General features: G+C 64.0%; 25 protein-coding genes and 1 tRNA gene. 9 read left to right on the top strand and 17 right to left on the bottom strand.

Translation table 11 applies throughout. The annotated features are described in order from the left end of the window. Nucleotides 1-87 precede the first annotated feature (87 nt). On the top strand, nucleotides 88-1,623 hold the full coding sequence (locus RHIZ70P_RS04710; RefSeq protein WP_115669511.1) for a sensor histidine kinase: 1,536 nt from the start codon (nucleotides 88-90) through the stop codon (nucleotides 1,621-1,623). A gap of 107 nt (nucleotides 1,624-1,730) precedes the next feature. Beyond that, nucleotides 1,731-2,696: an endonuclease/exonuclease/phosphatase family protein gene (locus tag RHIZ70P_RS04705; protein ID WP_115669233.1), complete on the top strand. Its 966-nt coding sequence runs from the start codon at nucleotides 1,731-1,733 to the stop codon at nucleotides 2,694-2,696. A gap of 35 nt (nucleotides 2,697-2,731) precedes the next feature. Here RHIZ70P_RS04705 and RHIZ70P_RS04700 read toward each other — a convergent pair whose 3' ends face one another. Together RHIZ70P_RS04700 and cobT are read right to left on the bottom strand one after the other, a co-directional pair. Continuing rightward, nucleotides 2,732-3,133 carry a diacylglycerol kinase gene (locus RHIZ70P_RS04700; protein ID WP_115669232.1) on the bottom strand — a complete coding sequence of 134 codons (402 nt, stop codon included), beginning with the start codon at nucleotides 3,131-3,133 and terminating at the stop codon, nucleotides 2,732-2,734. Continuing rightward, nucleotides 3,126-4,145 (bottom strand): nicotinate-nucleotide--dimethylbenzimidazole phosphoribosyltransferase, encoded by a 1,020-nt coding sequence (gene cobT / locus RHIZ70P_RS04695; protein ID WP_115669510.1) that lies wholly within the window; start codon nucleotides 4,143-4,145, stop codon nucleotides 3,126-3,128. The genes RHIZ70P_RS04700 and cobT overlap by 8 nt, the downstream gene beginning before the upstream one ends. Before the next feature lie 130 nt (nucleotides 4,146-4,275). On the opposite strand from cobT, the gene RHIZ70P_RS04690 reads away from it, so the two are divergent. The 3 genes from RHIZ70P_RS04690 to RHIZ70P_RS04680 are packed head-to-tail and all read left to right on the top strand — an operon-like array spanning nucleotide 4,276 to nucleotide 6,017. After that, complete coding sequence (locus RHIZ70P_RS04690) at nucleotides 4,276-5,058, top strand: adenosylcobinamide-GDP ribazoletransferase (RefSeq protein WP_115669231.1); 783 nt, start codon at nucleotides 4,276-4,278, stop codon at nucleotides 5,056-5,058. 39 nt (nucleotides 5,059-5,097) lie between these two features. Next, nucleotides 5,098-5,319, top strand: coding sequence for a DUF1289 domain-containing protein (locus RHIZ70P_RS04685; protein ID WP_115669230.1), 222 nt, complete (start codon nucleotides 5,098-5,100; stop codon nucleotides 5,317-5,319). Then, the gene (locus tag RHIZ70P_RS04680; RefSeq protein WP_115669229.1) at nucleotides 5,316-6,017 is read left to right on the top strand and encodes a retropepsin-like aspartic protease family protein; all 702 of its coding nucleotides are present in this window, start codon (nucleotides 5,316-5,318) and stop codon (nucleotides 6,015-6,017) included. The genes RHIZ70P_RS04685 and RHIZ70P_RS04680 overlap by 4 nt, the downstream gene beginning before the upstream one ends. A gap of 18 nt (nucleotides 6,018-6,035) precedes the next feature. Here the strand turns inward: RHIZ70P_RS04680 and RHIZ70P_RS04675 are convergent, their stop codons facing one another. The 8 genes from RHIZ70P_RS04675 to RHIZ70P_RS04635 all read right to left on the bottom strand — a co-directional run bounded on the left by RHIZ70P_RS04675 (nucleotide 6,036) and on the right by RHIZ70P_RS04635 (nucleotide 14,271). Continuing rightward, entirely contained in the window at nucleotides 6,036-6,797 is a 762-nt protein-coding gene (locus RHIZ70P_RS04675; RefSeq protein ID WP_115669228.1) for an ABC transporter permease, read from the bottom strand. Further along, the gene (locus tag RHIZ70P_RS04670; RefSeq protein WP_115669227.1) at nucleotides 6,794-7,720 is read right to left on the bottom strand and encodes an ABC transporter ATP-binding protein; all 927 of its coding nucleotides are present in this window, start codon (nucleotides 7,718-7,720) and stop codon (nucleotides 6,794-6,796) included. The genes RHIZ70P_RS04675 and RHIZ70P_RS04670 overlap by 4 nt, the downstream gene beginning before the upstream one ends. Nucleotides 7,721-7,842: 122 nt before the next feature. Then, nucleotides 7,843-9,177, bottom strand: a complete 1,335-nt coding sequence (locus tag RHIZ70P_RS04665; RefSeq protein WP_115669226.1) for a diguanylate cyclase domain-containing protein — start codon at nucleotides 9,175-9,177, stop codon at nucleotides 7,843-7,845. Between the two features lie 126 nt (nucleotides 9,178-9,303). Further along, the gene (locus RHIZ70P_RS04660; protein WP_115669225.1) at nucleotides 9,304-10,125 is read right to left on the bottom strand and encodes a response regulator; all 822 of its coding nucleotides are present in this window, start codon (nucleotides 10,123-10,125) and stop codon (nucleotides 9,304-9,306) included. A 295-nt stretch (nucleotides 10,126-10,420) separates the two neighbouring features. Beyond that, nucleotides 10,421-10,684: a hypothetical protein gene (locus tag RHIZ70P_RS04650; protein WP_115669223.1), complete on the bottom strand. Its 264-nt coding sequence runs from the start codon at nucleotides 10,682-10,684 to the stop codon at nucleotides 10,421-10,423. 118 nt (nucleotides 10,685-10,802) lie between these two features. Beyond that, nucleotides 10,803-13,244 carry a mechanosensitive ion channel domain-containing protein gene (locus tag RHIZ70P_RS04645; protein ID WP_419178274.1) on the bottom strand — a complete coding sequence of 814 codons (2,442 nt, stop codon included), beginning with the start codon at nucleotides 13,242-13,244 and terminating at the stop codon, nucleotides 10,803-10,805. 152 nt (nucleotides 13,245-13,396) lie between these two features. Next, nucleotides 13,397-13,918: a heme utilization cystosolic carrier protein HutX gene (hutX, locus tag RHIZ70P_RS04640; RefSeq protein WP_115669221.1), complete on the bottom strand. Its 522-nt coding sequence runs from the start codon at nucleotides 13,916-13,918 to the stop codon at nucleotides 13,397-13,399. An 11-nt stretch (nucleotides 13,919-13,929) separates the two neighbouring features. Next, nucleotides 13,930-14,271, bottom strand: coding sequence for an antibiotic biosynthesis monooxygenase family protein (locus RHIZ70P_RS04635; RefSeq protein WP_115669220.1), 342 nt, complete (start codon nucleotides 14,269-14,271; stop codon nucleotides 13,930-13,932). A gap of 227 nt (nucleotides 14,272-14,498) precedes the next feature. On the opposite strand from RHIZ70P_RS04635, the gene RHIZ70P_RS04630 reads away from it, so the two are divergent. Genes RHIZ70P_RS04630 through RHIZ70P_RS04620 form a run of 3 tightly spaced genes read left to right on the top strand, consistent with a single transcriptional unit; the run spans nucleotide 14,499 to nucleotide 17,277 of the window. Continuing rightward, nucleotides 14,499-15,392, top strand: coding sequence for a heme/hemin ABC transporter substrate-binding protein (locus RHIZ70P_RS04630; RefSeq protein WP_115669219.1), 894 nt, complete (start codon nucleotides 14,499-14,501; stop codon nucleotides 15,390-15,392). Then, on the top strand, nucleotides 15,389-16,477 hold the full coding sequence (locus RHIZ70P_RS04625; protein ID WP_115669218.1) for a FecCD family ABC transporter permease: 1,089 nt from the start codon (nucleotides 15,389-15,391) through the stop codon (nucleotides 16,475-16,477). Before RHIZ70P_RS04630 ends, RHIZ70P_RS04625 begins: the two co-directional genes overlap by 4 nt. Beyond that, nucleotides 16,477-17,277 carry a heme ABC transporter ATP-binding protein gene (locus RHIZ70P_RS04620; RefSeq protein WP_115669217.1) on the top strand — a complete coding sequence of 267 codons (801 nt, stop codon included), beginning with the start codon at nucleotides 16,477-16,479 and terminating at the stop codon, nucleotides 17,275-17,277. The genes RHIZ70P_RS04625 and RHIZ70P_RS04620 overlap by 1 nt, the downstream gene beginning before the upstream one ends. Nucleotides 17,278-17,546: 269 nt before the next feature. On the opposite strand, the gene RHIZ70P_RS04615 is transcribed toward RHIZ70P_RS04620, so the two are convergent. The 5 genes from RHIZ70P_RS04615 to RHIZ70P_RS04595 form a co-directional block, all read right to left on the bottom strand. After that, the gene (locus RHIZ70P_RS04615; protein WP_115669216.1) at nucleotides 17,547-17,879 is read right to left on the bottom strand and encodes a hypothetical protein; all 333 of its coding nucleotides are present in this window, start codon (nucleotides 17,877-17,879) and stop codon (nucleotides 17,547-17,549) included. Between the two features lie 236 nt (nucleotides 17,880-18,115). After that, nucleotides 18,116-18,191, bottom strand: a tRNA-Lys gene (locus RHIZ70P_RS04610). Nucleotides 18,192-18,316: 125 nt separating this feature from the next. After that, nucleotides 18,317-19,234 carry a PhzF family phenazine biosynthesis protein gene (locus RHIZ70P_RS04605; protein WP_115669509.1) on the bottom strand — a complete coding sequence of 306 codons (918 nt, stop codon included), beginning with the start codon at nucleotides 19,232-19,234 and terminating at the stop codon, nucleotides 18,317-18,319. Between the two features lie 73 nt (nucleotides 19,235-19,307). After that, nucleotides 19,308-20,048, bottom strand: coding sequence for an NUDIX domain-containing protein (locus RHIZ70P_RS04600; protein ID WP_115669215.1), 741 nt, complete (start codon nucleotides 20,046-20,048; stop codon nucleotides 19,308-19,310). Beyond that, a complete protein-coding gene (locus tag RHIZ70P_RS04595) occupies nucleotides 20,048-21,154 on the bottom strand; it encodes an endonuclease/exonuclease/phosphatase family protein (protein WP_115669214.1) in 1,107 nt (368 codons plus the stop codon). Before RHIZ70P_RS04595 ends, RHIZ70P_RS04600 begins: the two co-directional genes overlap by 1 nt. 172 nt (nucleotides 21,155-21,326) lie before the next feature. Here RHIZ70P_RS04595 and RHIZ70P_RS04590 point away from each other — a divergent pair, with 172 nt between their 5' ends. Next, nucleotides 21,327-21,704, top strand: coding sequence for a DUF4189 domain-containing protein (locus RHIZ70P_RS04590; protein WP_115669508.1), 378 nt, complete (start codon nucleotides 21,327-21,329; stop codon nucleotides 21,702-21,704). A gap of 15 nt (nucleotides 21,705-21,719) precedes the next feature. Here the strand turns inward: RHIZ70P_RS04590 and RHIZ70P_RS04585 are convergent, their stop codons facing one another. Both RHIZ70P_RS04585 and RHIZ70P_RS04580 read right to left on the bottom strand, forming a co-directional pair. Continuing rightward, entirely contained in the window at nucleotides 21,720-22,748 is a 1,029-nt protein-coding gene (locus RHIZ70P_RS04585; protein ID WP_115669213.1) for an ABC transporter ATP-binding protein, read from the bottom strand. Beyond that, a complete protein-coding gene (locus RHIZ70P_RS04580) occupies nucleotides 22,736-24,430 on the bottom strand; it encodes an ABC transporter permease (protein WP_115669212.1) in 1,695 nt (564 codons plus the stop codon). The genes RHIZ70P_RS04585 and RHIZ70P_RS04580 overlap by 13 nt, the downstream gene beginning before the upstream one ends. Nucleotides 24,431-24,441: the final 11 nt, after the last annotated feature.

Below are 24,441 nucleotides of genomic sequence, written 5' to 3'. Positions count from 1 at the left end.
TCATGGCAAACAAATCCTTTTCGACAGCATCTTCTTAAGAAATGCCCGCTAGCCTCGCCTGATCCGCGACAAGTGACCATCGGCAATATGAGTAAAGGCGTCCCGACCTCGACAGACAAGAACATCGTCGACCTCTCGCGCGGCCATCGCAACAAGGCCGTGGCGAAAGCGGTCCGCACGACGCGCGAACGCTTGCAGTCCAGCCAGTCGGGATCGATGCTGTTCGAGAGCGAACTGCTCGCCATGCATGTCGGCGCCTCGCTGCAAGGGGCCGCCGTCCTGCCCATTATCATCCTGATGGTCAGCGGATTCGGCGCCTATATCAATCCCGACCCGACGCTTTTCCTCTGGACGCTGGCGACGCTCACCGTCCATGCCCTCAATATCATCCTCGTCAAGCGGGCATCGAACGAGGACCTGTCGGCCACCAGCATTGTCAAATGGCGCCGCCTCCTTCTGGTCGGACAGGCCGGCATGGGCGTGTGCTGGGCGCTGTTTTCGATGCAATCCTGCGCCAGCTGCGGCGGCGACACCTTCGTGCTTTACAAGGGCGCAGCCCTGCTGATCGTGCTCTCGGTCACGGCCATGTCGAACATGTTGCTGCGTCAGGCGGTGCTGTTCGGCTTCCTGCCCACGGTCGGCGCTCTCGTCTATGTCGCGGCCACCACGCGCCATTCACTCGACATCGGCGTGACCGCGCTGTTCACCACGGCGCTCGTCTTCTTCATCTACATCACCAGCCGCCTCCACCAGGCCAATCTCAAGCTTTTGTCCTACCAGACCGAGAAGGACGACCTGATCGCCGAACTCGAAGTGGCCAAATCGCTCTCCGACGAGGCCCGTCGCCGCGCCGAGGAGGCCAACCTCGCCAAGTCGCGCTTCCTCGCCTCGATGTCGCACGAGCTGCGAACCCCGCTCAACGCCATTCTCGGCTTCTCCGAGGTCATGGCGACGGAGGTACTCGGGCCCCTCAACAATCCGCTCTACAAGGAATATTCCGGCGATATTCATCGTTCGGGCCAGCACCTGCTCGACCTGATCAACGAAATCCTCGACCTGTCGCGCATCGAGGCCGGCAAGTATGAACTGAACGAGGAAGTGGTGTCCCTGCTTGACCTCGCAGAGGATTGCGTCGGCATGGTGCAATTGCGTGCACGGGCCAAGAATATCACCATCGACGAGCAGTTCGAACCCGACCTGCCGGCGGTATGGGCGGACGAGAAGGCCATGCGTCAGGTCGTGCTCAACCTCTTGTCCAATGCCGTCAAATTCACGCCGCAGGGCGGCGAGATCCATGTCAAGGCCGGCTGGACCGCCGGCGGTGGCCAGTATGTCTCCATTCGCGACAACGGTCCGGGTATTCCGGAAAACGAGATCCCGGTCGTGCTCTCCGCCTTCGGCCAGGGTTCCATTGCCATCAAGAGCGCCGAACAGGGCACAGGCCTCGGCCTGCCGATCGTCCAGGCGATCCTCGCCAAGCATGGCGGCGAATTCAAGCTGAAATCGAAGCTGCGCGAAGGCACCGAGGTGATCGCCATACTGCCGGCCCGGCGCGTGCTGGAAAGCCTGCCGGCCGTGACCGAGACCCAGGCGGTGGAGCCGCGCAAACGCCAGTTCGCCTGACCGGCCGGCAGCGCACGGGCACACGCCCTGTTCGCTCTTTTTCTTTCGTGCGTCTGTCATCGATCCCGCCTATCTTCGGCGAAAATCGACGGATTCGGGAGACCTCCATGACCAAGCTGCCGCGTGCAATCCTCCTGTCGGCGGCGCTTGTCGGCGCACCGGCCATGGCTGCCGAAACGCCGAGCGAGCTCACGGTCATGAGCTTCAACATCTGGGGCGGCGGCGCGAACGAGGAGAAGGACGTATCCGAAACGGCCGCCGTGATCCGCGCCGCCGGCGCCGACATCATCGGCATCCAGGAGACCAAGCCGGAACCCGATGTCTGCGATGCCGACGACTGCGTACCGACGGGTTCGAGCGTCGCCAGGCAGCTCGCCGAGGCGCTGGGCTTCCACTACTACGAGCAGGCCAAGACCAATCCGGCGCTCTGGGCCAATGCGATCCTCAGCCGCTACCCGATCGGCAAGCCGACCGACAACGATCTCGGCGCCGAAATCGACGTCAACGGCCGCAAGGTCTACGCCTTCAACATCCACCTCACCGACTTCCCCTACCAGCCCTATCAGCTGCTCGGCATCGACTACGGCCCGGCGCCCTTCTTGAAGACCGCCGAAGAAGCCGTCGCGGCCGCCGCCAAGGCCCGCGGCCCGGCGCTCGATCTGCTGATGAAGGATATGAAGCAGGCCGAGGGAGCGGACGCCGTCTTCCTGTTCGGCGATCTCAACGAGCCGTCCTACCGCGACTGGACCGACGCGGCCGTCAAGGCCGGCCATCAGCCGATGGCGGTGAAGTATCCTTCGGCGCTCAGGATCGAGCAGCAAGCCGGGATGACGGACCTGCTGCGCGCCGCCTATCCCGACGAAGTGGCCAAGCCCGCCTTCACCTGGACGCCGACATCCGAGCCGACCGACAAGGACGACCACCACGACCGCATCGACTACGTGTTCGGCCGGAGCGCCAAGCTGGAGACGCTGAGCGTCTCCGTGGTCGGCGAAAGGAGCCCGCAGGCCGATATCGTCGTTACCCCATGGCCTTCGGATCACCGCGCGGTCGTGGCCAAGGTTCGTTTCTAGAAAACTTCGATCCCGCCAGGAACCGCTTCAGGCTTCTAGAAGAACACCACGTAGCCGGCATAGAGGCCGTTCGCCACCAGCAGGCAGAAGACTGCAAACGACCCCAGATCCTTGGCGTTGCGGCCGACGGTCGAGATTTCCGGCGAAATGCGGTCGACCAGTTCCTCGATCGCCGTGTTGACGGCCTCGACGCAGAACAGCACCAGCATCAGGATGATGAAGGTGACGAATTCACCGACCGACGCGCCGACGAAGGCGAACAAGGCGAGACCGATGGCGAGCGCCAGAAGTTCGTGGCGGAACGCCGCCTCGCCGACGAGCCTTCGGAACCCCTGCAGGGAATAACGGCCGGCTGCGAAGAAATGGGCAATACCCGTCTTCTTCTCGACCGGGGGCCCCGTCTCCGGCGCTGAATTTCTACGTGCGTCGTCAGCCATTTGGCGTCGCCACCCCGGCAGCCTCGAAAGTCGCCATGCCGGTATGGCAGGCGGCGGCGGCCTTAACGATGCCGGCGGCGAGCGCGGCGCCGGTGCCCTCCCCGAGCCGCATGCCGAGCGCCAGAAGCGGCGTCTTGCCAAGCTTCTCGATCGCCTTCAGATGGCCCGGCTCGCCCGACACATGGCCGATCAGGCAATGATCGAGCGCAGACGGATTGGCGGCCTTGAGGATAGCCGCCGCCGAGGTTGCGACATAGCCGTCGATCAGGACCGGGATCTTCTGCATCCGGCAGGCGAGAATGGCGCCGGCCATGGCGGCGATCTCGCGTCCGCCGAGACGGCGCAGGATTTCGAGCGGATCGTCGAGATGGTCCTTGTGGAATTCGACGGCGGCCTTCACCGCGTCGATCTTGCGCTTCAGCACTTCGCCTTCCGATCCGGTGCCGGGACCGACCCATTCTTCGGCGGTGCCGCCGTAGAGCGCCAGATTGATCGCGGCCGCGATCGTCGTGTTGCCAATGCCCATTTCGCCGATGCACAGAAGATCGGTGCCGCCGGCGATCGCCTCCATGCCGAAGGCCATGGTGGCGGCGCAGTCGCGCTCGGAAAGCGCCGGCTCGCAGGTGATGTCGCCGGTCGGATAGTCGAGCGCCAGGTCGAAGATCTTCAAGCCGAGATCATAGGTCACGCAGATCTGGTTGATCGCAGCGCCGCCGGCGGCAAAATTCTCGACCATCTGCTGCGTCACCGACGGCGGATAGGGCGTGATGCCGTGCTTGGTGACGCCGTGATTGCCGGCAAAGATCGCCACCAGCGGACGCGTCACGGCCGGGGCACGGCCGGTCCAGGCGGCGAGCCACATGGCGATTTCCTCGAGCCGGCCGAGCGATCCGGCGGGCTTCGTCAGCTGCCGGTCGCGGTCGCGCGCCGCCACCAGCGCCGCCGTGTCCGGCCCGGGCAGGTCGCGTAGCAGGGCACGGAAATCGTCGAATGGCAGGCCGGTCACGCTCATGAGCAAGGCTTCCTTGTAATCTGCTTCCAAATCGGTTCTTTGTTGGCTCCTCTAATACGGACCGCGCCTTGTCGCAACAAGCCGAAAAACGGTGCGTGCCGTCGTCTTTGAAATGGAGTGATCCGATCCCATGGATTGGCGCGATTATCTGACCGACACCGCCCGGGCGGTCTCCTTCCTCAGCCGCATCACCGTGCCCGGCCGCGTTTTCGAGGGCCATGACGACAGCCTGTCGCGCGGCGTCGGGGCCTTTCCGCTGGCCGGTCTGCTTGTGTCCCTTCCCGCCGGCGCGACGCTGTTCGTGATGCTGGTGTTGAACGCGACGCCGCTGCTCGCCGCCTTCGCAGCTCTTGCCGTCCAGGCGCTCGTCACCGGCGCGCTGCATGAGGACGGACTGTCGGATACGGCCGACGGCCTGGGCGGCGGACGCGACCGCGACCATGCGCTGGCGATCATGAAGGACAGCCGGATCGGCTCTTATGGCGCGATCGCCCTGCTCGTGGCCTTTGGCCTGCGCGCCGCGGCGATTGCCGAACTCGCCACGCATCTCGGACCGCTCGCCGCCGCCATGTGCCTTCCCGCAACCGCGGCCCTCAGCCGGGCGCTGATGGTATGGCACTGGTCGGCCCTGCCGCCGGCGCGCAGCAATGGCCTGGCGGTCGCCGCCGGCGCGCCCTTGAAGTCCGCGCTCAACCTGGCACTGATTTCCGGCGTGATACTCTCGGCGGTTCTGCTGGTGCCGGCCGCTTCGCTGTTCGCCTATTTCCTCGCCGTGCTTGTCGCGGCCCTTACCGCCGCCGCCTTTACCGCAAGGATCCGCCGCGTCCTGTCGGGCCACACCGGCGACACGATCGGCGCCACGCAGCAGGTGACCGAGATCGCCGCGCTTGCCGCCCTTGCCATGGCCAGCTGAGCACCCGATATAAACCGGATTCGAAATCAAGGCCGCCCGATGGAAACACCCTGCATCCTCGTCTGCTCGATCGACATCAAGACCGGCTATTGTTTCGGCTGCGGTCGCACCGGCGCCGAGATCGGCAGCTGGACGGTCTATAGCGATGCCGAGCGCCGGGCGATCATGGCAAGCCTGCCGGCGCGCCTCGAAACCGTCGAGCGCAAGCCGCGCCGGGAAACCCGCCGCACGAGGTTGGCGCGGGAGCTTAAGACGAGCTGATGCGGCTGATCCTCGCTCTCGCCATTCTCGCATTCGGCCTCGCCGTGCTCGTCGTCAACCACGACAGCGGCCAGAGCTTCGGCATGGCCAACGAGGATTTCGGACATGTCGTCCGGCTGCTGCCCTTTGCCGCGCTGCTGTCGGTCGGGCTCGTCGCATCCCAGCGCTCGCTCGGCCAGAGCGCACGACAGTTCGCCATCTGGCTGCTGATCGGGCTCGCACTGGTCACCGGCTATCTCTATCGCTTCGAAATGCAGGCTGTCGGTGACCGTCTTCTCGCAGGCCTCGTTCCCGGTCGCGCCGTCGTTGTCACGACCAGCGAGGGAACCGCCGAAGTCGTCCTGCACAAGTCGCTCGGCGGCCATTTCGAAACCTCCGTCGCCATCAATGGCGTACCCGTGTCGGTACTGATCGACACGGGCGCAAGTTCCGTGGCGTTGAGCTACCGCGATGCCATCCGGATCGGCATCGATCCCGCCGAGCTATCCTTCACCCAGACGATCATGACGGCCAACGGCCGGGCCATGGCTGCGCCGGCCCGCCTCAGGCAGGTCTCGCTCGGCCCCATCCTGCGCGAAGACATTCAGGGGGTCGTGATAGAAGAAGGCCAGCTCGACCAGAGCCTGCTCGGCATGAGCTTCCTGTCAACGCTCGGCTCCCTGCAGATGCAGAGCGACGAACTGCGCCTGCGCGACTGAGGTTTGCGACACGCGTGCTCAGGCGCGCAGCTTGAAGCCGGTGCGGAACACCCAGGCGAGAAAGCCGAGGCATACCGCAAGAAAGACGCCGATCATCGCCAGGCTGATCAGCGGATGCACGTCCGACACTTCGAAGAAGCTCCAGCGGAAGCCGCTCACCAGATAGAGCACCGGATTGAAATGGCTGACCGCCTGCCAGAAGGGCGGGAGGACATCGATCGAATAGAATGTCCCGCCAAGAAAGGTGAGCGGCGGAACGACCAGCATGGGCACCATGCTCAATTGTTCGAAGTTCTTCGCCCAGATGCCGATGATGAAGCCGGCCAGGCTGAAGGCGATCGACGTCAACAGCATGAAGAAGATCATTAGCACCGGGTGGTCGATGCGCAGGTCGACGAAGAACGCTGCCGTCGCCAGGATGATCAGGCCGATGATCATACCCTTGGTCGCCGCCGCACCGACGTAACCGATGAGGATTTCGCTCATGGCGATCGGTGCTGAAAGGATCTCGTAGATCGTGCCGGTAAACTTCGGAAAATAGATGCCGCTCGAACCGTTCGACACGCACTGGGTGATGAGCGTCAACATGATCAGGCCGGGCGTGATGAAGCCGCCATAGCCAACCCCTTCAACCGCTTCCATTCGCGATCCGACCGCCGCGCCGAACACGATGAAGTAGAGCGCCGTAGTGATCACCGGCGACACCACGCTCTGCAGAAGCGTGCGTCGGGTGCGCGCCATCTCGTAATAATAGATTGCCTTGATCGCCTCGAAATTCATCTGCCGTCTCCGATCAGCGATACGAAAATATCCTCGAGCGAGGTCTGCCGGGTGGAGATATCGGCAAATCCGATCCCCGCCGCCTCGACCGCCGCCAGCAGTCTCGCAATCCCGCCATGATTGGTCTCATCGTCATACTCATAGACCAGTTCGTCGCCCCTCTCCGAAAGCTGGAGGTTCCAGGCGGCAAGGGAGGCAGGAATCTCGCCGATCGGCTCGCGCAACTCGATGCTGAGATGCTTGCCGCCGAGCTTGCGCATCAGCGTGTCCTTCTCCTCGACCAGCATCAGCCGACCCCGGTCGATGATGCCGATCCGGTCGGCGATCTCCTGCGCTTCCTCGATATAGTGGGTGGTCAGGATGATGGTGACGCCGCCTTCCCGCAGCCGCTTCACCAATTGCCACATATCCTTGCGCAGGCTGACATCGACGCCGGCCGTCGGCTCGTCGAGAAACAGGATGCGGGGCTCGTGCGACAGCGCCTTGGCGATCAGCACGCGACGCTTCATGCCGCCGGAAAGCTCACGCAGCGCATTGTTGCGCTTCTCGAACAGCGTCAGCTCGCGCAACAGCTTGTCGATGTGTTCGGGCGCGGGCTTCTTTCCGTTCAGCCCGCGCGAGAAACTGACGGTGTTGACGACGGTTTCGAACATGTCCGTCGTCAGCTCCTGCGGCACCAGGCCGATCTGACCGCGTGTCTTGCGAAAGTCGCGCACCACGTCATAGCCGTCGACGGTTACCGAGCCCTCGCTCGGATTGGCAATGCCGCATATGATGGAAATCAGCGTCGTCTTGCCCGCGCCGTTCGGACCGAGCAAGGCGAGAATTTCGCCCTCCTCGATATCCAGCGAGACGTTGTCGAGTGCCTTGAATCCATTGGCATACGTCTTGGACAGGGAACGCACGGAAATGATCGGGGCCATGGCCGGAGACTCCGTGTGGAATGAGGAACGTCAGGCCAATATAGGAAACGGATCGCCATTTGCCAGCACGCAGCGGCCGCCAAAACGGCACGCCTGCCGGCCGACGGCATTTACTGCCGCCGTCAGCCGCCGATCGCCATCTTCAGCAGCGTATTGTCGGAATAGACCCGGTTGCGGCCGTAGCGCTTGGCGAGATAGAGGAACTGGTCGGCCGCGTTGAGGTAGTTGCTGAAGTTCTCCAGCCCCGCCACCTCCGCCACGCCGATAGACGCGGTCACGGATATGTCGATATCGGCATGCGCCACACGCAGTTCCGCCACGCTGGAGCGGACGATCTCGCAAAACGCGCTCGCCGCCTCCGAATCCATTCCCGACAGCAATATGCCGAACTCCTCGCCGCCCAGCCGCGCCAGAAGGTGGTCGGTATTGTCGACGAGGTCGGAGAGGCGAGCGGCGACCGCCTTGAGAACCCGGTCACCGACTTCGTGGCCGTAGCTGTCGTTGAGCTGCTTGAAATGGTCGATGTCCAGCATCGCCATGCTGCACGCCTCGTCGCGTTCGAGACAGGTCGCGATCCTGGCGGGGCCCTCGTCGAAGAAATGGCGTCGGTTGCGCAAGCCGGTCAGATAATCGCTGAAGGCGGCGAGCCTCAGCTGCCGGATCTGGGACAAGGTCTCGATATTGTGGCCGATGCGGCACTGCAATTCCTCGACCACGAAGGGGCGATAGACGAAGTCGTTGGCCCCGGCCTTCAGGAAGCTTGCCGACAAGAGGCGATCGGCCGAGGAGGAGATGCCGATGATCCGCAGCCGGTCGGAACCGTGCTCGCGGCGGATCCGCCGGGTCAGCTCATAGCCGTCCATGTCGGGCATGTTATAGTCGGTGATCACCATGTCGATGCCGGGATGGCGCACCAGCATGTCGAGCGCCTCGCTGCCGGTCGTCGCCTCGAATACCTGGAACTGCTGGACATTGAGCAGATCGACCAGCATCTTGCGCGCCGATGCCACGTCATCGACGACCAGAACCCGGACGTGACGGTTGTCGAGGATGCGCGCAACGGCAGAGACGACCATGTCGACGGCCCGCTCATTGTTCTTGATGACATAGTCGGCGACCCCGCGCTCGACCAGACGCTCGCGCATGTGGCGGTTGAAGTCGGCGGTGAAGACGACGGCCGGGACGCCCATGGCGACCACCTCGTCGAGAATCTGGCCGTCGGGCGAATCCGGCAGGTTGAGGTCGACGACGGCCGCATCGAAAGGCTGGTCCGCGCGCCCCGCCGCATCCCTCAGGGCCTTGGTCGATGCACAATGGGTCACCAGGTAGCCGTGCTCATGTTCGAAGCGATGGCAGAGCAAGGATGAGAAGGTACGGGAATCCTCGATTACCAGCACATGCGCACGCTTGCGCGCTGAAGCCACGGACCCTGCGGACAGTTCGCTCGGCTTTGACATTTTAAAATCGCCTTTGAAAATCAGTCGTTCTGCAACAATCGGTATCTACAGGCACGCGCACAAATCCGAGGCATAGCCTCGGATCGGCAATTCTTTAAAACTGTCCTCAACGAGTGCGAGGACGCGCTATTTGCGCGCGTTCGCCGCTCGGATCTGTACCAGAGTGTCGAGGTTCTGATTCACCCGGCAGTAGAATTCTTCATCGATGAACGGTCGCAACATGAAGTCGTTGCCGCCAACCTTGAGGAAACGCGCGGACAACAACCGGTTGGTCGAGGACGACACACCGATGATCCGAAGCTCGTGGCTGCCACGGGCGCCACGGATGCGCCGCGTCAGCTCGAAGCCGTCAATGTCCGGCATATTGTAGTCGGTGACCACGAGGCCGATATCCGGACTGGCCTTGAGGATCTCTAGCGCCTTGGCACCGCTCTCGGCGGTGCTGACGCGGAAATTATAGCGTTTAAGGCGGCTTGAAAGCAGCGCCCGCGCCGTCGGGCTATCGTCGACGATCAGCACGTGATGGCGATGATTGGTCAGGAACCGATAGACCGACTCGGCCAGCATCTCGACCGCGAAGATATTGTCCTTGAGGATATAGTCGACGATATCCTTCGACAGCAGTTTCTCGCGGGTCTGCTCCTGGAATGTACCGGTAAACACGATCACCGGGATGTTCAGGTCGATCAGATATTCCAGCGCCTCGCCGTTTTCCGCTCCCGGCAGGTTGATATTGGAAATCGCCAGCGTCACCGCCTCGTCGGACAGTTCGTTGGCGGCCTGAAGATCCTCGAAGGTACGGCAGATTTCGACGTCGATGCCGAACAGCTCCTTCATGCGCGTGCTGATCATGGACGTGAAGACATTCGAATCCTCAGCAACGATGATACGAACATCCGGAAAAGTCTCTCCGGAATACTGCATTCCGGATATGCCTAGAAAAGCCATGACACGCCTTTAACCTGAGAGAACTGCAAACAAATTAGTCGTTTGGACTTGCAGAACCGTTAATCGAGCGGGCGAGATCGAAGCATGCCGTGATTAACTCATGCTGAAGGAAAGGCGACCAGTTCTGCCCCTTTTTGATCTTTGACTGTTCATGGACGGCTTTCGCCCGCGGCATTTTGACCTGAAGGACTTTGAATATGCTGTCGCCCGTGCGATCGGCTGACGAAAACACAAACGCCCGGAACGGGTCCGGGCGCCTCAACCTGCAAATCTCCGCGAGATGGCGACTGACCGCCTACTTGACCGTTGCCGAACCGTCCTTGATCTCGACCGTCTCGCCACCCTCGAGACCGAGGCGGTCTCCGTTTGGAAGCGTGACGAAACAGCCAGACGGGCAAATCGTTTCCGAAGCGCCGGCATCGATCGCGACCTCGCTCCGATTGCCATCCTCGACCACCTGAAGCACGATCGCTGCCGTGCCGCCATTGGTGACCGAGGCCGCCCAGGCGCCGTTCGCAGCGCCGAGGAACATCATCAAGCCAGTCAGGAACTTTTTCATCGCCAAACCGGCGCCGAGGCGCCGTCCTCTCGTTTTGTCCGTTTCGCGGTCATCTTGACCGCACCGAACATGCCCCTCTTCTAGGCCGGCGCCCCTGAACGCCGGCTGAACATCCCGTTCATGGCAGGATCTTGTCATCATCCGGCGGTTCGCGCAAATCGCCCGCCTCTCCCGCACGCCCCTTCCCGCGACCGGCGAAGATGCGCCGATCTGCCTCGTCGAGATGCAGGTGCACCTCCTGATGCGGATAGGGCATCTGGATCTTCTCCGCGCGGAACCGCTCCAGGATGGTCACGCGAAGCTCATTCTTGATCGGCAGTCCGCCGAGAACGTCACCAATGAAGCCGCGCAGTTCGAAATCAAGCGAAGATGCGCCGAAGCCGTTGAACATCACCACCGGCTCCGGATTGCGCAGCAAGCCGGGATGGGCGAGTGCGATTTCCATCAGCAGTTCCATCACCCGGCGCGGGTCCGCTTCATAGGAGACGCTGACCGGGATCTCGATACGGCCGAGCTTGTTGCGATGCGTCCAGTTGCCGACCGGGGCGTTGATCAGTTCCGAGTTCGGCACGATGATCGACTGGCGCTGGAACGTCTCGATTTCGGTGGCGCGCACCGAAATGCGACGCACGAAACCCTCCGTCGTTCCGGTCGCCACCCAGTCGCCGACCTTGAACGGCCGTTCGGCGAGCAGGATGAGGCCGGACACGAAGTTGGACACGATGTTCTGCAAGCCGAAACCGATGCCAAGCGACAGCGCGCCGGCGACCAACGCCAGGCTCGACAGGTCGATCCCCGCCGCCGAAATGCCGATCAGCCCGGCGAGACCGGTTCCCAGATAACCGACCCCCGTCTTGATCGAATTGCGAACGCCGGCATCGACCTGCGAACGCGCCATGACATTGCCGTCGAGCCACTTCTGCAGCCAGCGCGTGGCGACCAGACCGAGAGCGAACAGCAGGACCCCGCCGAGGATGCCGAAGATCGAGATGCGAATCGAGCCGATGTTGATCTCGGTGAAGATGTTGACCAGCCAGATCTGCAGGTCGCGCGGCTGGAAACCCCAGGAGATCAGGATCAACGGCAGGCCGATCGACAGCGCGAACACGTAGATCAGCAGGCCGGCGGCGATGCCCGCCTGGTCGAGGCCGACCGGTTTGAGCGCAAAGCGCTGCTGGAGGTATCGGCCGACCCGCGTCTCGCCGAACTGGTTCGGTGCCGAAATCGCCTTGCCGGAAAGAATGCCGATATACATCGTCGCCACGACTGCGCCGGTCAGCACCATCTGTGTGGCGAGGAAGCGCGACAGTCCGACATAGCCGATCGCACTGAGCAGGATCAGGCCGATGCCGATAATGCGCAACGGCAAGGCGACGGCCTTAGGCCAGGCGCGGCCCCGCTCCGAAGGATCGCCGCTCGGGGCGACCATCGGGCGCAGGAAGGAGACGACAAGAACGATGAGCCCGACCACGACCGAGGAGAGAAAACTCTTCATCACGGTCAGCACCACCGGAGAACTCAAGGTCTCGCTGATCGCGCCGAGCACGTAGTCCGACCCATTGACTACGGCCATCGACAGCACAGCAAAATTCAGGTCGCGCGCACCTTTGTCGGACAGCCTGACGAGCCGCCAGCTCGGCGCCTTTGGTGCCAGCACCGCCCGCGCCAGCATGGCGACGAAGAAGACGAGCCCGGCGAAACCGAACAATGCGGCCGCGATCGGCGCGATGTCCGGTCGCAACACGTTGAAGGTATCGAGGAAGAAGAAACTGCTGACGAGAAAGGCCGCGAGCGCCAGTGCCGGCAGGATCGTCGACCAGAAAGCCACCGAGAACCGGCTCATATAGGCAGGCTTGCTGACCGTGGGATCCCGGCGGATGAGCGAGCCGAACAGCCTGTATTCGCCGGCGAGCAGCACCAGCGCCATGGCCAGCGACAGAGTGACGGCCGTGCCGAGCGGCACCCGCTTGTATTTCCAGATGAAGGAGAACCAGCTGCTGACGGTACGCTGGAAGTCGTTGAACTCCGCCGAAAAGGCATTGAGCGCGTCATCGACCACGTCGCCTGAGATTTCGGTATGCTCGAACAGTCTGTCGGTGAACAATTCGCGTCTGAGGTCGGTAATGCTGTCGGAAAGGTTGGAGGCCCGGATCGACAAATCCTCCGCCCGTCCGGTCAGCGTATTGATCTCCAGACGCGCCGCATTCAGTCGCGTGCGCTCCTCGGTGACCGCCGGCGCCTCCGCTGGCTCGCCCTCGGCCGGTTTCTCGCCGAGCTGCGCCAGCCGGGCCTTGACGTCGTTGAAGCGCGGTCGAAGCTCGACCGAGATCTTCAACAATTGCCGGATGATCTCGTCCGCCTTGACCTTGATGTCGACCAGCGCCGCGTCGTCGCTCTTGTGGGCCTCCACTTGCGACTGCAGCGCCTCGATCTGCTTTTCCGCCTCGGATATCTGTTCCAGGGCGTGCCCGACGATCTTGTCACGCGCCGGCGCGCTTTCCTGCGCGACGGCCGGCGTGACGCCATCGGCGCCCCCCAGCGGCTGGAGGGCGAGCACCATGGCAATGACGACAAGATAAAGGCGGTGGATGCGGGACAAGTTCGGTCCTTGCGCTGATCTGGATTCTGCGCGGACCATAGTCACTGTTTAGGCCAAAAGAAAGAACGCCCGAAGCCGAGGCACCCGGCATCCTGTGCCCCGCTCATGGTTGGTCAGGCCTCAGCCATCTTGCCGCGCAAGGCCTCGAAGCGCTGCAACTGATCGGCAAGCAGCGCCCGTTCCTCGTCGCGCCGCACGAAGACCTTGAACATCGCGCGTCCATCGGCGTTCATGAACCAGACGGAGCAGGAGCGCCGGCCATGGAAGCCACGGTCGACGAAGGCGATCGAAACGCACCGGTCCTTGCGGATATGGCCGCCGATCGGGCTGTCGCCGTGGATGTTGAACCATCCATGGCCTTCGCTCCCGTGGGGCAGCGCCCCCTCCACCTCGAGCACGATATCGTCGGTGTTGACGATCAGGAGGACGTCGCCCCAACCGGTCATGTCCTGCCAGATCGTCAGGAAGTGTTCGCCCGGAGCGAGCACCGCCGCCCCGGCGGGCAGGATCGCCAGGATCTCCGCCGGCGTCACGTTGGCTTGTGCAGCCATAGCCTCGACGACGCCGTCGGGCTTCTCGGCGAGCGCGGCGCGTGCCCGCTCCGCCCGTTCTTCGCTGTCTGTCGACATAGCCATTCCCTCGTCCCTCAAGCGGCCTCGTTGACGCGCTTGCCGTCACGGTCTTCATGAATGATGACTTCGAAGCCTTCGAATTGCGGGCCGGAAAGATACTGAACCTTGGATTCGCCGGCGCGGGCATGGGCCGCCCGGAACTGCTCGGACTTGGTCCAGGCCTTGAAGTGTTCCTCGCTCTCCCAGACGGCATGCGAGGCATAGAGCGAATGATCCTCCGCCTTCGGGCCCTTCAGCATGTGGAATTCGACATAGCCCGGCACTTCGGCCAGTCGGCCCTTGCGGTTCGCCCACATGGCCTCGAATGCCTCCTCATGACCGGGAACCACGCGGAAACGGTTCATGGCAATAAACATCTGTCAAAATCCTCTCTCTGATCGGCGGGACGGCCACGCCTCGGACCGGGCGCCGGCATTCCACCATCACCGGCCTCCCGCCCGCCACCACGTTGTGTTGCCTTGGTATTTAAACTTGTGTATTTGTGTCAAGTTAAATGTCGCCGGCAGCGGCGCTCGATTTTCCGGGCGTTCGCCGACCCAGTTTGGCGGCAGCGCACAATTATTGGCAATAGGATTTCACAAGCATGGATCAATTCGGATCGCTCGGGCTGACGGCACGGACGCTCGCCACCGCCCTCCTCCTCATCGTCGCCCCCGGCGGCGCCACCCTCGCCCAATCGAGCCCGAGTGGCGCGCAGCGCATTGTCTCGATCGGCGGCACGGTGACCGAAATCATCCACGCGCTCGGCGAAGGCGAGCGGGTCATCGCGGTGGACAGCACCAGCACCTATCCCAAGAGCGCTGCGGACAAACCCGATGTCGGCTATATCCGCCAGTTGTCTGCCGAAGGCGTGCTGTCTCAGAAGCCGGACCTCATCATCGCCGAGGCGGGCGCCGGTCCGGCCGATGCTATCGCCATCCTCAAGGCCTCGGGCGTGGCCATGGTCTCCATCCCGACCCCGCCGGAGGCTGAGGCGATCGCCGGCAAGATCCGGGCGGTCGGTGCCGCGGTCGGCACGCCGGACGCCGCCGAAGAGCTGGCGATGGACGTCGATGCCAACCTTTCGGCGCTCAAGCAGAAACTCGCGGCGATCAGCGAGCCGAAGAAACGCGTGCTCTTCGCCCTCTCGCTCGCCAATGGTCGCGTCACGGCCGCCGGCACGAACACGTCCGCCGATGCAATCATCCGGCTCGCCGGGGGCGTCAATGCCGCAGCCGACGTTACCGGCTACAAGCCGCTGAGCGACGAGGCGGTGATCGCGGCGGCCCCCGACGTCGTGCTGGTGATGGACAACCCGCAGCTTCACCTGACCGCCGAACAGGCGTTTGCCCTGCCCGCGCTGCAAACCAGTCCGGCGGCGAAAACCGGCGCCTTCATCGCCATGGACGGCCTCTACCTTCTCGGCCTTGGGCCACGCACGCCCGCCGCAGCACTCGATCTTGCGGCAAGGCTCTATCCGGGTACCGTGAAGCCATGAGCACGGTTGCCACACTGATCGGGCGGCACTCGCCGCCCGGCGACCGTTCCGGCCTCGGCGTCGTCGTCATCCTCCTGCTTCTCGCCCTGCTCGCCGCGGCCGTGCTGGGATCGCTGGTCAGCGGCCCGACCGGGGTCGGACTGAAGGTTCTCTTGGCCTATATCGCCGGCGACATGGGCAGCCTGGACGCGCAGGACCGCATCATCCTCGAAGCCGTCCGCCTGCCGCGCACGGCCTTGGGCCTCCTCGTCGGGGCGGGCCTCGGAATCTCCGGTGCGATGATGCAGGGCCTGTTTCGCAATCCGCTCGCCGATCCCGGCATTGTCGGCGTGACTTCGGGCGCCGCCCTTGCCGCCGTCTGCGCCATTGTCCTCGGCGGGACGGTGCTGGCCCCTCTCCAGTCCCTGCTCGGCGACCAGTTCCTGCCGCTCATGGCCTTTGCCGGCGGGCTTGCCAACACCCTGCTGCTCTATGCCATCGCCACCCGCAACGGCCAGACCTCGACGACGGCGTTGATCCTATCGGGCATCGCCATCGGTGCAATGAGCGCTGCGGCGACCGGCTTGTTGATCGTCATCGCCGACGACCGGGCGCTGCGCGACATCACCTTCTGGTCGCTCGGTTCGCTCGGCGGCGCGACCTATGCCAAGGTGCTGGCCATCCTCCCCTTCATCCTGCTGGTCCTCGCCACCCTGCCGTTCGTCGCCCGCGGGCTCGATGCGCTGGTACTGGGCGATGCCGCCGCCTTCCACATGGGTGTGCCGGTCCAGCGGCTGAAGCGGCTGTCGATCCTCGCGGTGGCCGCCGCCTGCGGCGCGACGGTGGCGGTCGCCGGCTCGATCTCCTTCGTCGGCATCGTCGTGCCCCACCTCCTGCGGCTCGCCATCGGCCCGTCGCACCGCTTCCTGCTTCCGGCCTCCGCGATCGGCGGCGCCGGCCTGCTGTTGCTAGCCGACAGCATTGCCCGCACGATTGCAGCCCCGGCGGAGCTGCCGATCGGCATCATCACCGCCATACTCGGCGCACCGGTCTTTCTCATCCTGCTGCTCGGCCGCAATGGCCGCGCCGCGATGGAGGGCCTGTGATGATCGTTGCCCAGGATGTCAGCATCGTCAGGGACGGCCGGGTTCTGGTCGACAAGGTCGATCTCACGCTTTGCCCGGGCGTCTTTACCGTGGTGATCGGCCCGAACGGCGCCGGCAAATCGACCCTGCTCAAGGTCCTGTCGGGAGAACTCGCTCCCGACCTCGGCACGGTCGTTTGCCATGGTCGACCGCTTTCGCGCCTTTCGGCGGTCGCGCTCGCCGCAGACCGCGCCGTGCTGCCGCAGGCGACCACGTTGTCCTTCCCGTTCACCGCGCTCGAAGTGGTGCGCATGGGCGCCATCGCCCATGGCAGACGGGACCCGACCGATGCCGCCCGCAAGGCGCTCGCCCGTGTCGGGCTAGAAGGCTTCGAGGCTCGCGCCTATCGGGCCCTGTCGGGCGGCGAGCAGCAGCGTGTACAATTCGCCCGTGCGCTGGCGCAGGTGCCGTATCCCGTCCAGCAAGGACGCGCCCGCGCGCTCTTCCTCGACGAGCCGACATCGAGCCTCGACATCGGCCACCAGATCAGCGTGCTGGAAACCGCCCGCGATTTTGCCCGCCGTGGCGGTGCGGTCCTTGCCATCCTGCACGACCTCAACCTGGCGGCGGAATTCGCCGATCACCTCGTCATCATGCACCGGGGTCGAATCATGTCCGAGGGAACGCCGCTTGCGGTCATCGACGACGCCATCATTTCCGCCGTTTATGGAATTGGCGGCGCTGTCGGCCGGCTGCCCGTGGCCTCCATGCCCTTCGTCCTGCCACAGTCCCGGCATCCTTCGGCGGCAAGAGCCGGCTAACTAAGTTATCCACAGCTTTCCACAGCCTCCATTCCCCGGAAACGCTCAAATTCCATGAACATCCGGGGAACAGCGGCTGCGGACTGACGGAACAAAAGAGCATTTTCGTCGGATCGCTTCGACAGTCCCGGCGGGAAATCCCCAATGCAACAACATAGCCGGCAAAGACTCTCGGGGGCGCCCCGCCGATGCGGTGCCGGAAACGGCCTTGGGGCCGCCGGCGTTCTCCGCAGGCGGCCCCAAGAGAGGCAAGATGGGGCTAGGGTCGCTTATTCGTGGATCTTGTACGAACCCATCTCGCAGAGGTTCTGCGTGTCTTCGGTCGTGTCGAGATCCGAGCTTTCGGCGAATTCGAAGCGCATGTCGTATTCGCACTGGGTGCGACCGTCGGCGATGGTCAGCTGAATGCTCTCGCCCGGCTCGAGGACCTGGTCGCCGAAGACGTCGCCTTCCCAGCTTTCGACGCCGACCGGCGAAGTGTAGAAATGGGTAAGCACCGAATTCGTGCCGTTGGTCAGCGTGAAGACCAGGTCTTCAGCCTGCGCAGCGCTTGAGAAAAGGACGGCGGCCAGCATGCCGGCGGCGGACAAAACGCGTTTCATGTAACTGCAATGCTCCATGCCCGAGATTGGGCGTGACCACATATTCGTCACTTCGGACAAGACGCAATCCGTGCTTCGGATAAAAGCCAGCTAGTACCAATAATGGCCAGACAGGGCCGCCCAAGAACAGGGCCGAGGAGGCATTCTGCGGTCAAGCGGCGCGTCAAGAATCCGACAAAACGCCTCGGCCGCGAGTTGCGGCAAAACTTCAAAGAATACGTCCATCTGATTGAAAATGGTGGGTGATGTAGGGCTCGAACCTACGACCCGCTGATTAAGAGTCAGCTGCTCTACCAACTGAGCTAATCACCCGACCAGCGCCTTCCGGCGGTGTGAGAGGGCGTATAAACAGCATCGCCGATGTTGTCCAGCACCGGGGAGAAAAAACTTTGCCGTTTTTCAAAAAAAATTCAAAAACCGGCAAAATCCCTTTATTTTCAGAGGTCGAGAATTCCGGACGCGATCCGCACCGCCTGCCCGCCGATCCGCGCCCGGCTGATCGCGCCATCCTTGGTGTCGATATGCAGATGAATGTAGGAGGGCCGGCCCATCTCCACGCCCTGCTCGATCATCAACGGATGATGGCCATCGGGCAATCCATCGAAATGGTGGATCGCGCCGGACAACGCTGCGACCGCGGAACCGGTCGCGGGATCCTCGACGATGCCCATGTCGGTGGAAAACATCCGCGCATGGAACTTCGCGGCATGATGCACCCCGCCCCGACAGTAGACATAGGCCGCGGTCAGGCCGCCCTCGCAGAGCGGTGCGATACGTTCCCACAGTTGCGCATCGAAATCGAGGCCTTCCACCGCGCTCAGATTGTGCACCGGAACCATGAGAAAGGGTACGCCGGCGCTCCACACGGAGGGAACATGGTTTTCGAAACCGATGTCGGTCGCCTTCAAGGCAAGCGCGTCGGCGATGCCCTGGCGCTCCAGCGCCAGTTCGTGGCGCACGGAAGTCTTCGGCAGGTCGAATTCGGCAAAGCTCGCCTCGCCGTCCCGCAGCCGCACCGCACAGCGGACCGGCCCGACATTTTCCTCCAGCACCGAGACGAGGTCGAGCCCGCCACTCTCCTTGCCATAGGCCCGCTCGGCGAGCGCCACGGCGGTGCCCACGGTCGGATGCCCGGCAAATGGCAGTTCGCGCGCCGGCGTGAAGATGCGGATACGAGCGGAGTGGGCAGGATTGGCGGACTTCTGTACGAACACCGTTTCCGACAGGTTGGTTTCTGCGGCTATCGCCTGCATGGCCTGGTCGGAGAGATCCTCGCCGTCAAAGATCACCGCCAGCGGATTTCCGGCCAGCTTGCGCTCGGTAAAGACGTCGTAGATCGAATAGTGTCGCGCCAAGGCATCCTCCGCAGGCATGGATCGATTTGGCCAGAGACTGCCCGACCTTCGCCCCTTGCGCAAGCAAGCGATGTCAGGACGCCCCGCCGAAGAACCAGGCGAGAACCGGCAACATGGCCGGATTATACGGATGCGCGGCCGGATCCGCCGAGCGGATCGCGACCGCACCGGCGATCTCCTTCTCCTCGTCGATGGCCATGTGCGCGGCGATGCGGTCCAGCAGGGCATCGGCTGTGAGCGGGTAACGATAAAGCCGCAGGATGGTCAGCCGCCGGCCGCGATAACTGGCGAAATACCGCCCGTCGGTGACGGCCTGGCTAAGGTCGAGACCGGTCTCCTCGCGCACCTCCCGCGCCATGTTGCCGGCAATGTCGCAATGGCCGTCGACGACATCGTCGGGGTCGAGCGACCCGGCGGCGCAATAGACCTGGCCCCCATTGGCGGTATGCTCGGCCATCCTCACCGCAATCAGCGCGCCATCGGCCGAGGCGATCACCGGGAATGCGAAGACATGCCGCCCGCCGGCGCCGTCCGGCTGCCTTCGCCACCAGAGGTAGGTCGAATAGGGAACGACATAACCCTCCCCCTCGAGCACGCCCTCTTCGAGCCTCAGCCGATGCTGGAAGATCATGCGCCCGTCGAAAAGCGCCGGCTTGGCGGCGATTTCCGCCTGCCAGTTTGAGGCCGCGGCCCGGTGATTGTCCCGATGGAAGGGATGCTCGCCCTCAAGCACACGCAACCGCACCCCTTGCAGCGGAAAGACCTGCCCTTCGGGCGGCAAGGGGTCCACGCAGCCTTCGTCGCGATCGAACATCACAGTTCCAGTTCCATGACGATCGGGCAGTGGTCGGAAGCCTTCGGCCGGTCCCAGCCGATCCGCGGATAGCGCTCCACCCCCTGCCCCTCGGGAAAGGGCGTGCGGTACGGCTGGCCATTGCGAATGATCTCCGGTGCCCTGTCCGCATTCCTGCGGGCGAGCGCCGGAGACAGCCAGAGATAGTCAAGCTGGCAGAGATGCTGCTCCTCGGGTCCGCGCGCGTGATAGAGCGTCCAGCGGTCGAGCGGGTCACGCCGCAGCATCACGTTTTCCGCAAAGCCGTCGGCGGAAAAGACGTCGAGCGCACTCTCCAGCCGGCCGCTCGGATTGAATTGATAGCCCGAGCGGCGGTCGCCGACCACGTCCACCCGCTCCTGATAGTCGTTCATGTCGCCGCAGATGACGAAGTTCTTGTCGGCGGTCTGCCCCTTGCCGAAACGCGCCTCGATGATGTGGCGGATCGCCTTGGTCTCCGCCTCGCGGACCGGCATGGTGTAGCTGCGCCCGTCGGCCCCGTCGCGGCCGTTGCTCATCGATTTCAGGTGCACGACATAGAGCGCCAGCGGCCGGCCTCCGATCGTCAGCTCGAGTTCCAGGCAATCGCGCTTAAAGATCTTGTCGTCGGCCTTGTTGGTCGCGGCAAGCGCCGGGGTGAACAGATCGAGGTCGCCATAGGTCAGGGCCGCATGGCTGCGGATATCGACAATCTCGATCTTCTCGCCGTCGCGGGTCTCGTCGCGCATCATCACACCGACGTCGATACCGCGGCTGTCATTGCCCTCGACCAGATACTTGTGGCGATAGCCGGCGCCGACCATGCGAAACAGATAGCCGTATTCGAAGGCCTTGAGTGCCTCCATGCTGTCGACCTCCTGCAGGCACAGGATGTCGGCGGCGGCGTCGGCGATGGCGAGCGCCGAAAGCTGGCGCGTGTCGTCCGTCGAGGCGACGACCCGGGCGGCCTCCAGCCGCTGATAGTCCTGCTCGCTTCGCACGTCGAAGAGATTCAGCACCCGATCCTTGCGCAACTGGTTGCGAAAGCCGGTGAAATCGAACCGGGTCATCAGGTTCTCGATATTGAACGTGCCTAGCCTGAGCGCCATGATTCTCTCTTTCTGATTAAGAGAAGTATAGACCAACAGACCTGAACGGACAGATGACAGTCCAAGGCGTTTCGGCCGCCGGTCCACCATGGGCCGCATCCCAAAAAACGTCCTTCCACCGCCTCCCGTCATCGTCCTATGATTGGACATCCGCATGACCCGGGAGTTCAGCATGCGCCGTTCCTATTCAGTCCTTGCCGTTCTGGCCATCGCCTTCACCACCCTGGCTCCGGCCATGGCGGTCGCCGATAGCTACGGCGCGATCGCCTATTCGCCAACGACCCGCGCCGATGGCTGGTCGCACTCCTTCTCGACCCGCGCCGATGCCGAGCGCCGGGCCTTGCGCGAATGTTCCGGTCGTGCCCGCGATTGCCGCGTCGCGATCTGGTTCAAGAATGCCTGCGGGGCGCTTGCCGTCGGGCAGAATGGCAGCTGGGGCTCCGGCTGGGGCAGCGACCGCCGGAGGGCGGAACTGGAGGCCATCGGCGTCTGCAACCAGTATACCGGCGGCTGCCGGGTTGCCCGTTGGGTCTGCTCCGGCGCGCCCTGAGGGGTCAACGCAGCCTCATAGCCGCCAGCCGGCGGTGATCGTCACCGCCACCCGTTCGCCTTCGATACAGGCGGTCCGGCTGTAGGCCCGCAGCAACCGGCCGTCGCCGAGCTTGAGCCTGAGCGCATAACGCTCGCCCTCGAACAAAACGCCGACGACCTCGGCCGGAAGCCCGTCGCCGCCGAGCACGACGTCCTGCGGCCGCACCAGCACGTCCATCGACGGCTCGCCCGACTGACCGGAGATCAGCCGCGCCAGGATGTCGTTCCACTCCAGATCGCGCCGGTCGGCCCCGCGCTCCGCAAGGGTCAGGACGACCCCCTGGCCGATCAGGCCGCCGACCAGCCGACCTTCGGGCCTCGCATAAATCTCCGCCGGCGACGCGACCTGCAACAGCCGGCCTTCCGACATGACCGCGACATCGGTGGCCAGCGCCATCGCCTCGGCCTGGTCATGGGTGACGTAGATCATCGTCGCACCGGACCGGGCATGGAACTCGCGAAACGTCTCCTCCATCTCCTGGCGCAGGTGCCGGTCGAGATTGGCGAGCGGCTCGTCGAGCAGCACCACGTCGGGCGCCGTCACCAGGCAGCGCGCCAGCGCCACGCGTTGCCGCTGCCCCCCGGACAGGTCCGCCGGTCGGCGCTCGGCATAGGCCTCCAGCCGCACGGTTTTGAGCGCATCCGTCACCTTCGCCCGGTAACGCTCGCCGGAAATGCCCCTGACCTTCAGCGGATAGCCGACATTGGCGGCCACGGTCATGTGCGGCCAGAGCGCATAGGACTGGAAGACCATGGCCATGTTGCGCTTTTCCGGAGGAACGACGCCGCTCGCATCGGCCAGAACCCGTTCGCCGAGCAGGATCGAACCGTCACTCGGCGTCTCGAAGCCGGCGATCATGCGCAGCACCGTCGTCTTGCCGCAGCCCGATGGCCCGAGCAGCGCCAGAAAGCCGCCCTCGCGAATGTCGAGCGACACGTCGTTCACCGCCGGCCGTCCCGTGCCGTAGTCCTTGCAGAGCTTGTGCAGGATCAGTTTCGCCATGGGACTACTCCTTTCGGCAGCCGCGCCGCCATCAGTTCGAGCAGCAGCATCAACACCACGACCATTAGCACCACCAGGACCGAAAGGGCCGAGGCGAGATCGTAGGAACCGCTGTCGTCGAGATTGTAGATCGCGACACCGAGTGTCTGGGTGCCGGCCGACCAAAGAAGGGCCGAAACCGTCAGCTCGTTGCAGGAGATGAGGAAGACCAGGATCACGGATACGCCGGCCGCCGGCGCAATCAGCGGCACGATGATGTCGAACAGCCGGCGGTAGAAGCTGGCGCCCGACAGGCGCGCCGCCTCCTCCAGCGCCGGGTCGAGCTGGCGCAGCGCGCTGACCACCGGTTTCAGCCCGACAGCGAGGAAGCTGGCGAAATAGGCGGCCAGGATGATCCAGATCGTCCCGTAGATGGTGACGCCGAGGACGGGCAAGGGTGCGGCAAAGACCAGCACGAAGGCGACCGAAATGACGATGCCCGGCAGCGCATAGGGGATTTCGATCATCGCCGAGAGCAGACCGGTCCAGCGGCTCGTGCCGCGCGTCAGCGTGTAGCCGGCCAGCACGCCGATCACGAGAAGCCCGAACGCGGTCGTGCCCGCAAGGAAGAGCGAATTGGCAAAGGCGGTCCTCGTCACCGTCTGGCGGAACAGGATCTCCTCATAGGCGGACAACGAAGCGGTCTTGAGCGACAGCACCACGCCATAGGCCGGCACCAGCGAGGCGGAGACAAGGGCGAAGAAGGGTGCGATCAGCATGATGAACAGCAGGAGCCAGAGAAAGGCCTCAAGCGGCGCCCGCCAGCGGCCGAGCCGGAAGGTCGCCGATGCGCCGGAAAGGCCGATGACGCGATAGTCCCGGCCCCTCAGCGCCCGTTCCTGGATCTGCAGGCCGGCGACCGCCATCAGGCCGATCATCGCCGACAGCACGGCGATGTCACCAAACGTATTGCCGCCGAAGCTCGCCAGCCGCGAATAGATCAGCGTCGGCAGCGTGTAGATCTGCGCCGGCAGGCCGAGGATCGCCGGAATGCCGAAATTGCCGACGCCGGAGACGAAGGCGATGGCCGCTCCGGCGATGATGCCCGGCAGCGACAGCGGCAGGATGATGTCTTTCAGCACCCGCCAGGGCGACGCCCCGGCGAGCTTGGCCGCCTCGATACCGTCGCGCGGCAGGGCGAGAAGGCCGGCCCTGAGCGCAAGATAGACCAGCGGCGCATGCTGGACGCCGTAAAGAAGCGCAATGCCGGCCACCGAATAGAGCGGCTGCGGGCTTCCCATCGGCGGCGCGATGCCGAGCGCTTTCAGGAGCGGGCTCGACGGACCGGACATGCCCACCCAGGCCAGCGCCTGGACCTGCGGCGGGATCATCGTCGGCAGCATGAACAGGAAGCTCAGCAGCCACTTGCCCCGCACGTCGGCCAGCGTCAGCGCCAGGGCGAAGAGTCCGCCGATGGCGACCGCGGCAACCATGCCGAAGAAGGAGGTGGTGAGCGTGTTGACCGCCGCCGACCACACGGCCGGTTCCTCGAGGAGGTCGAGGGCGCGACCGGAAAACAGCGTGGAAATGCCGGCTGCGACCAGCCGTGCCAGCGGCAGGACGCACAGGAGAGCGACGAACGAGACGACAAAAGGAAACAGCCAGCGGGGCTGGCTGTTCGCTTTGGCAAGGTGATGCGGCATTGATCCGTTCG

It is taken from the genome of Paenirhizobium selenitireducens ATCC BAA-1503, assembly GCF_900492185.1.
GTDB lineage: Bacteria > Pseudomonadota > Alphaproteobacteria > Rhizobiales > Rhizobiaceae > Allorhizobium > Allorhizobium selenitireducens_A.
The sequence above is the reverse complement of the archived record's forward strand: the minus strand, read 5'-3'. Positions and strand labels throughout refer to the sequence as shown.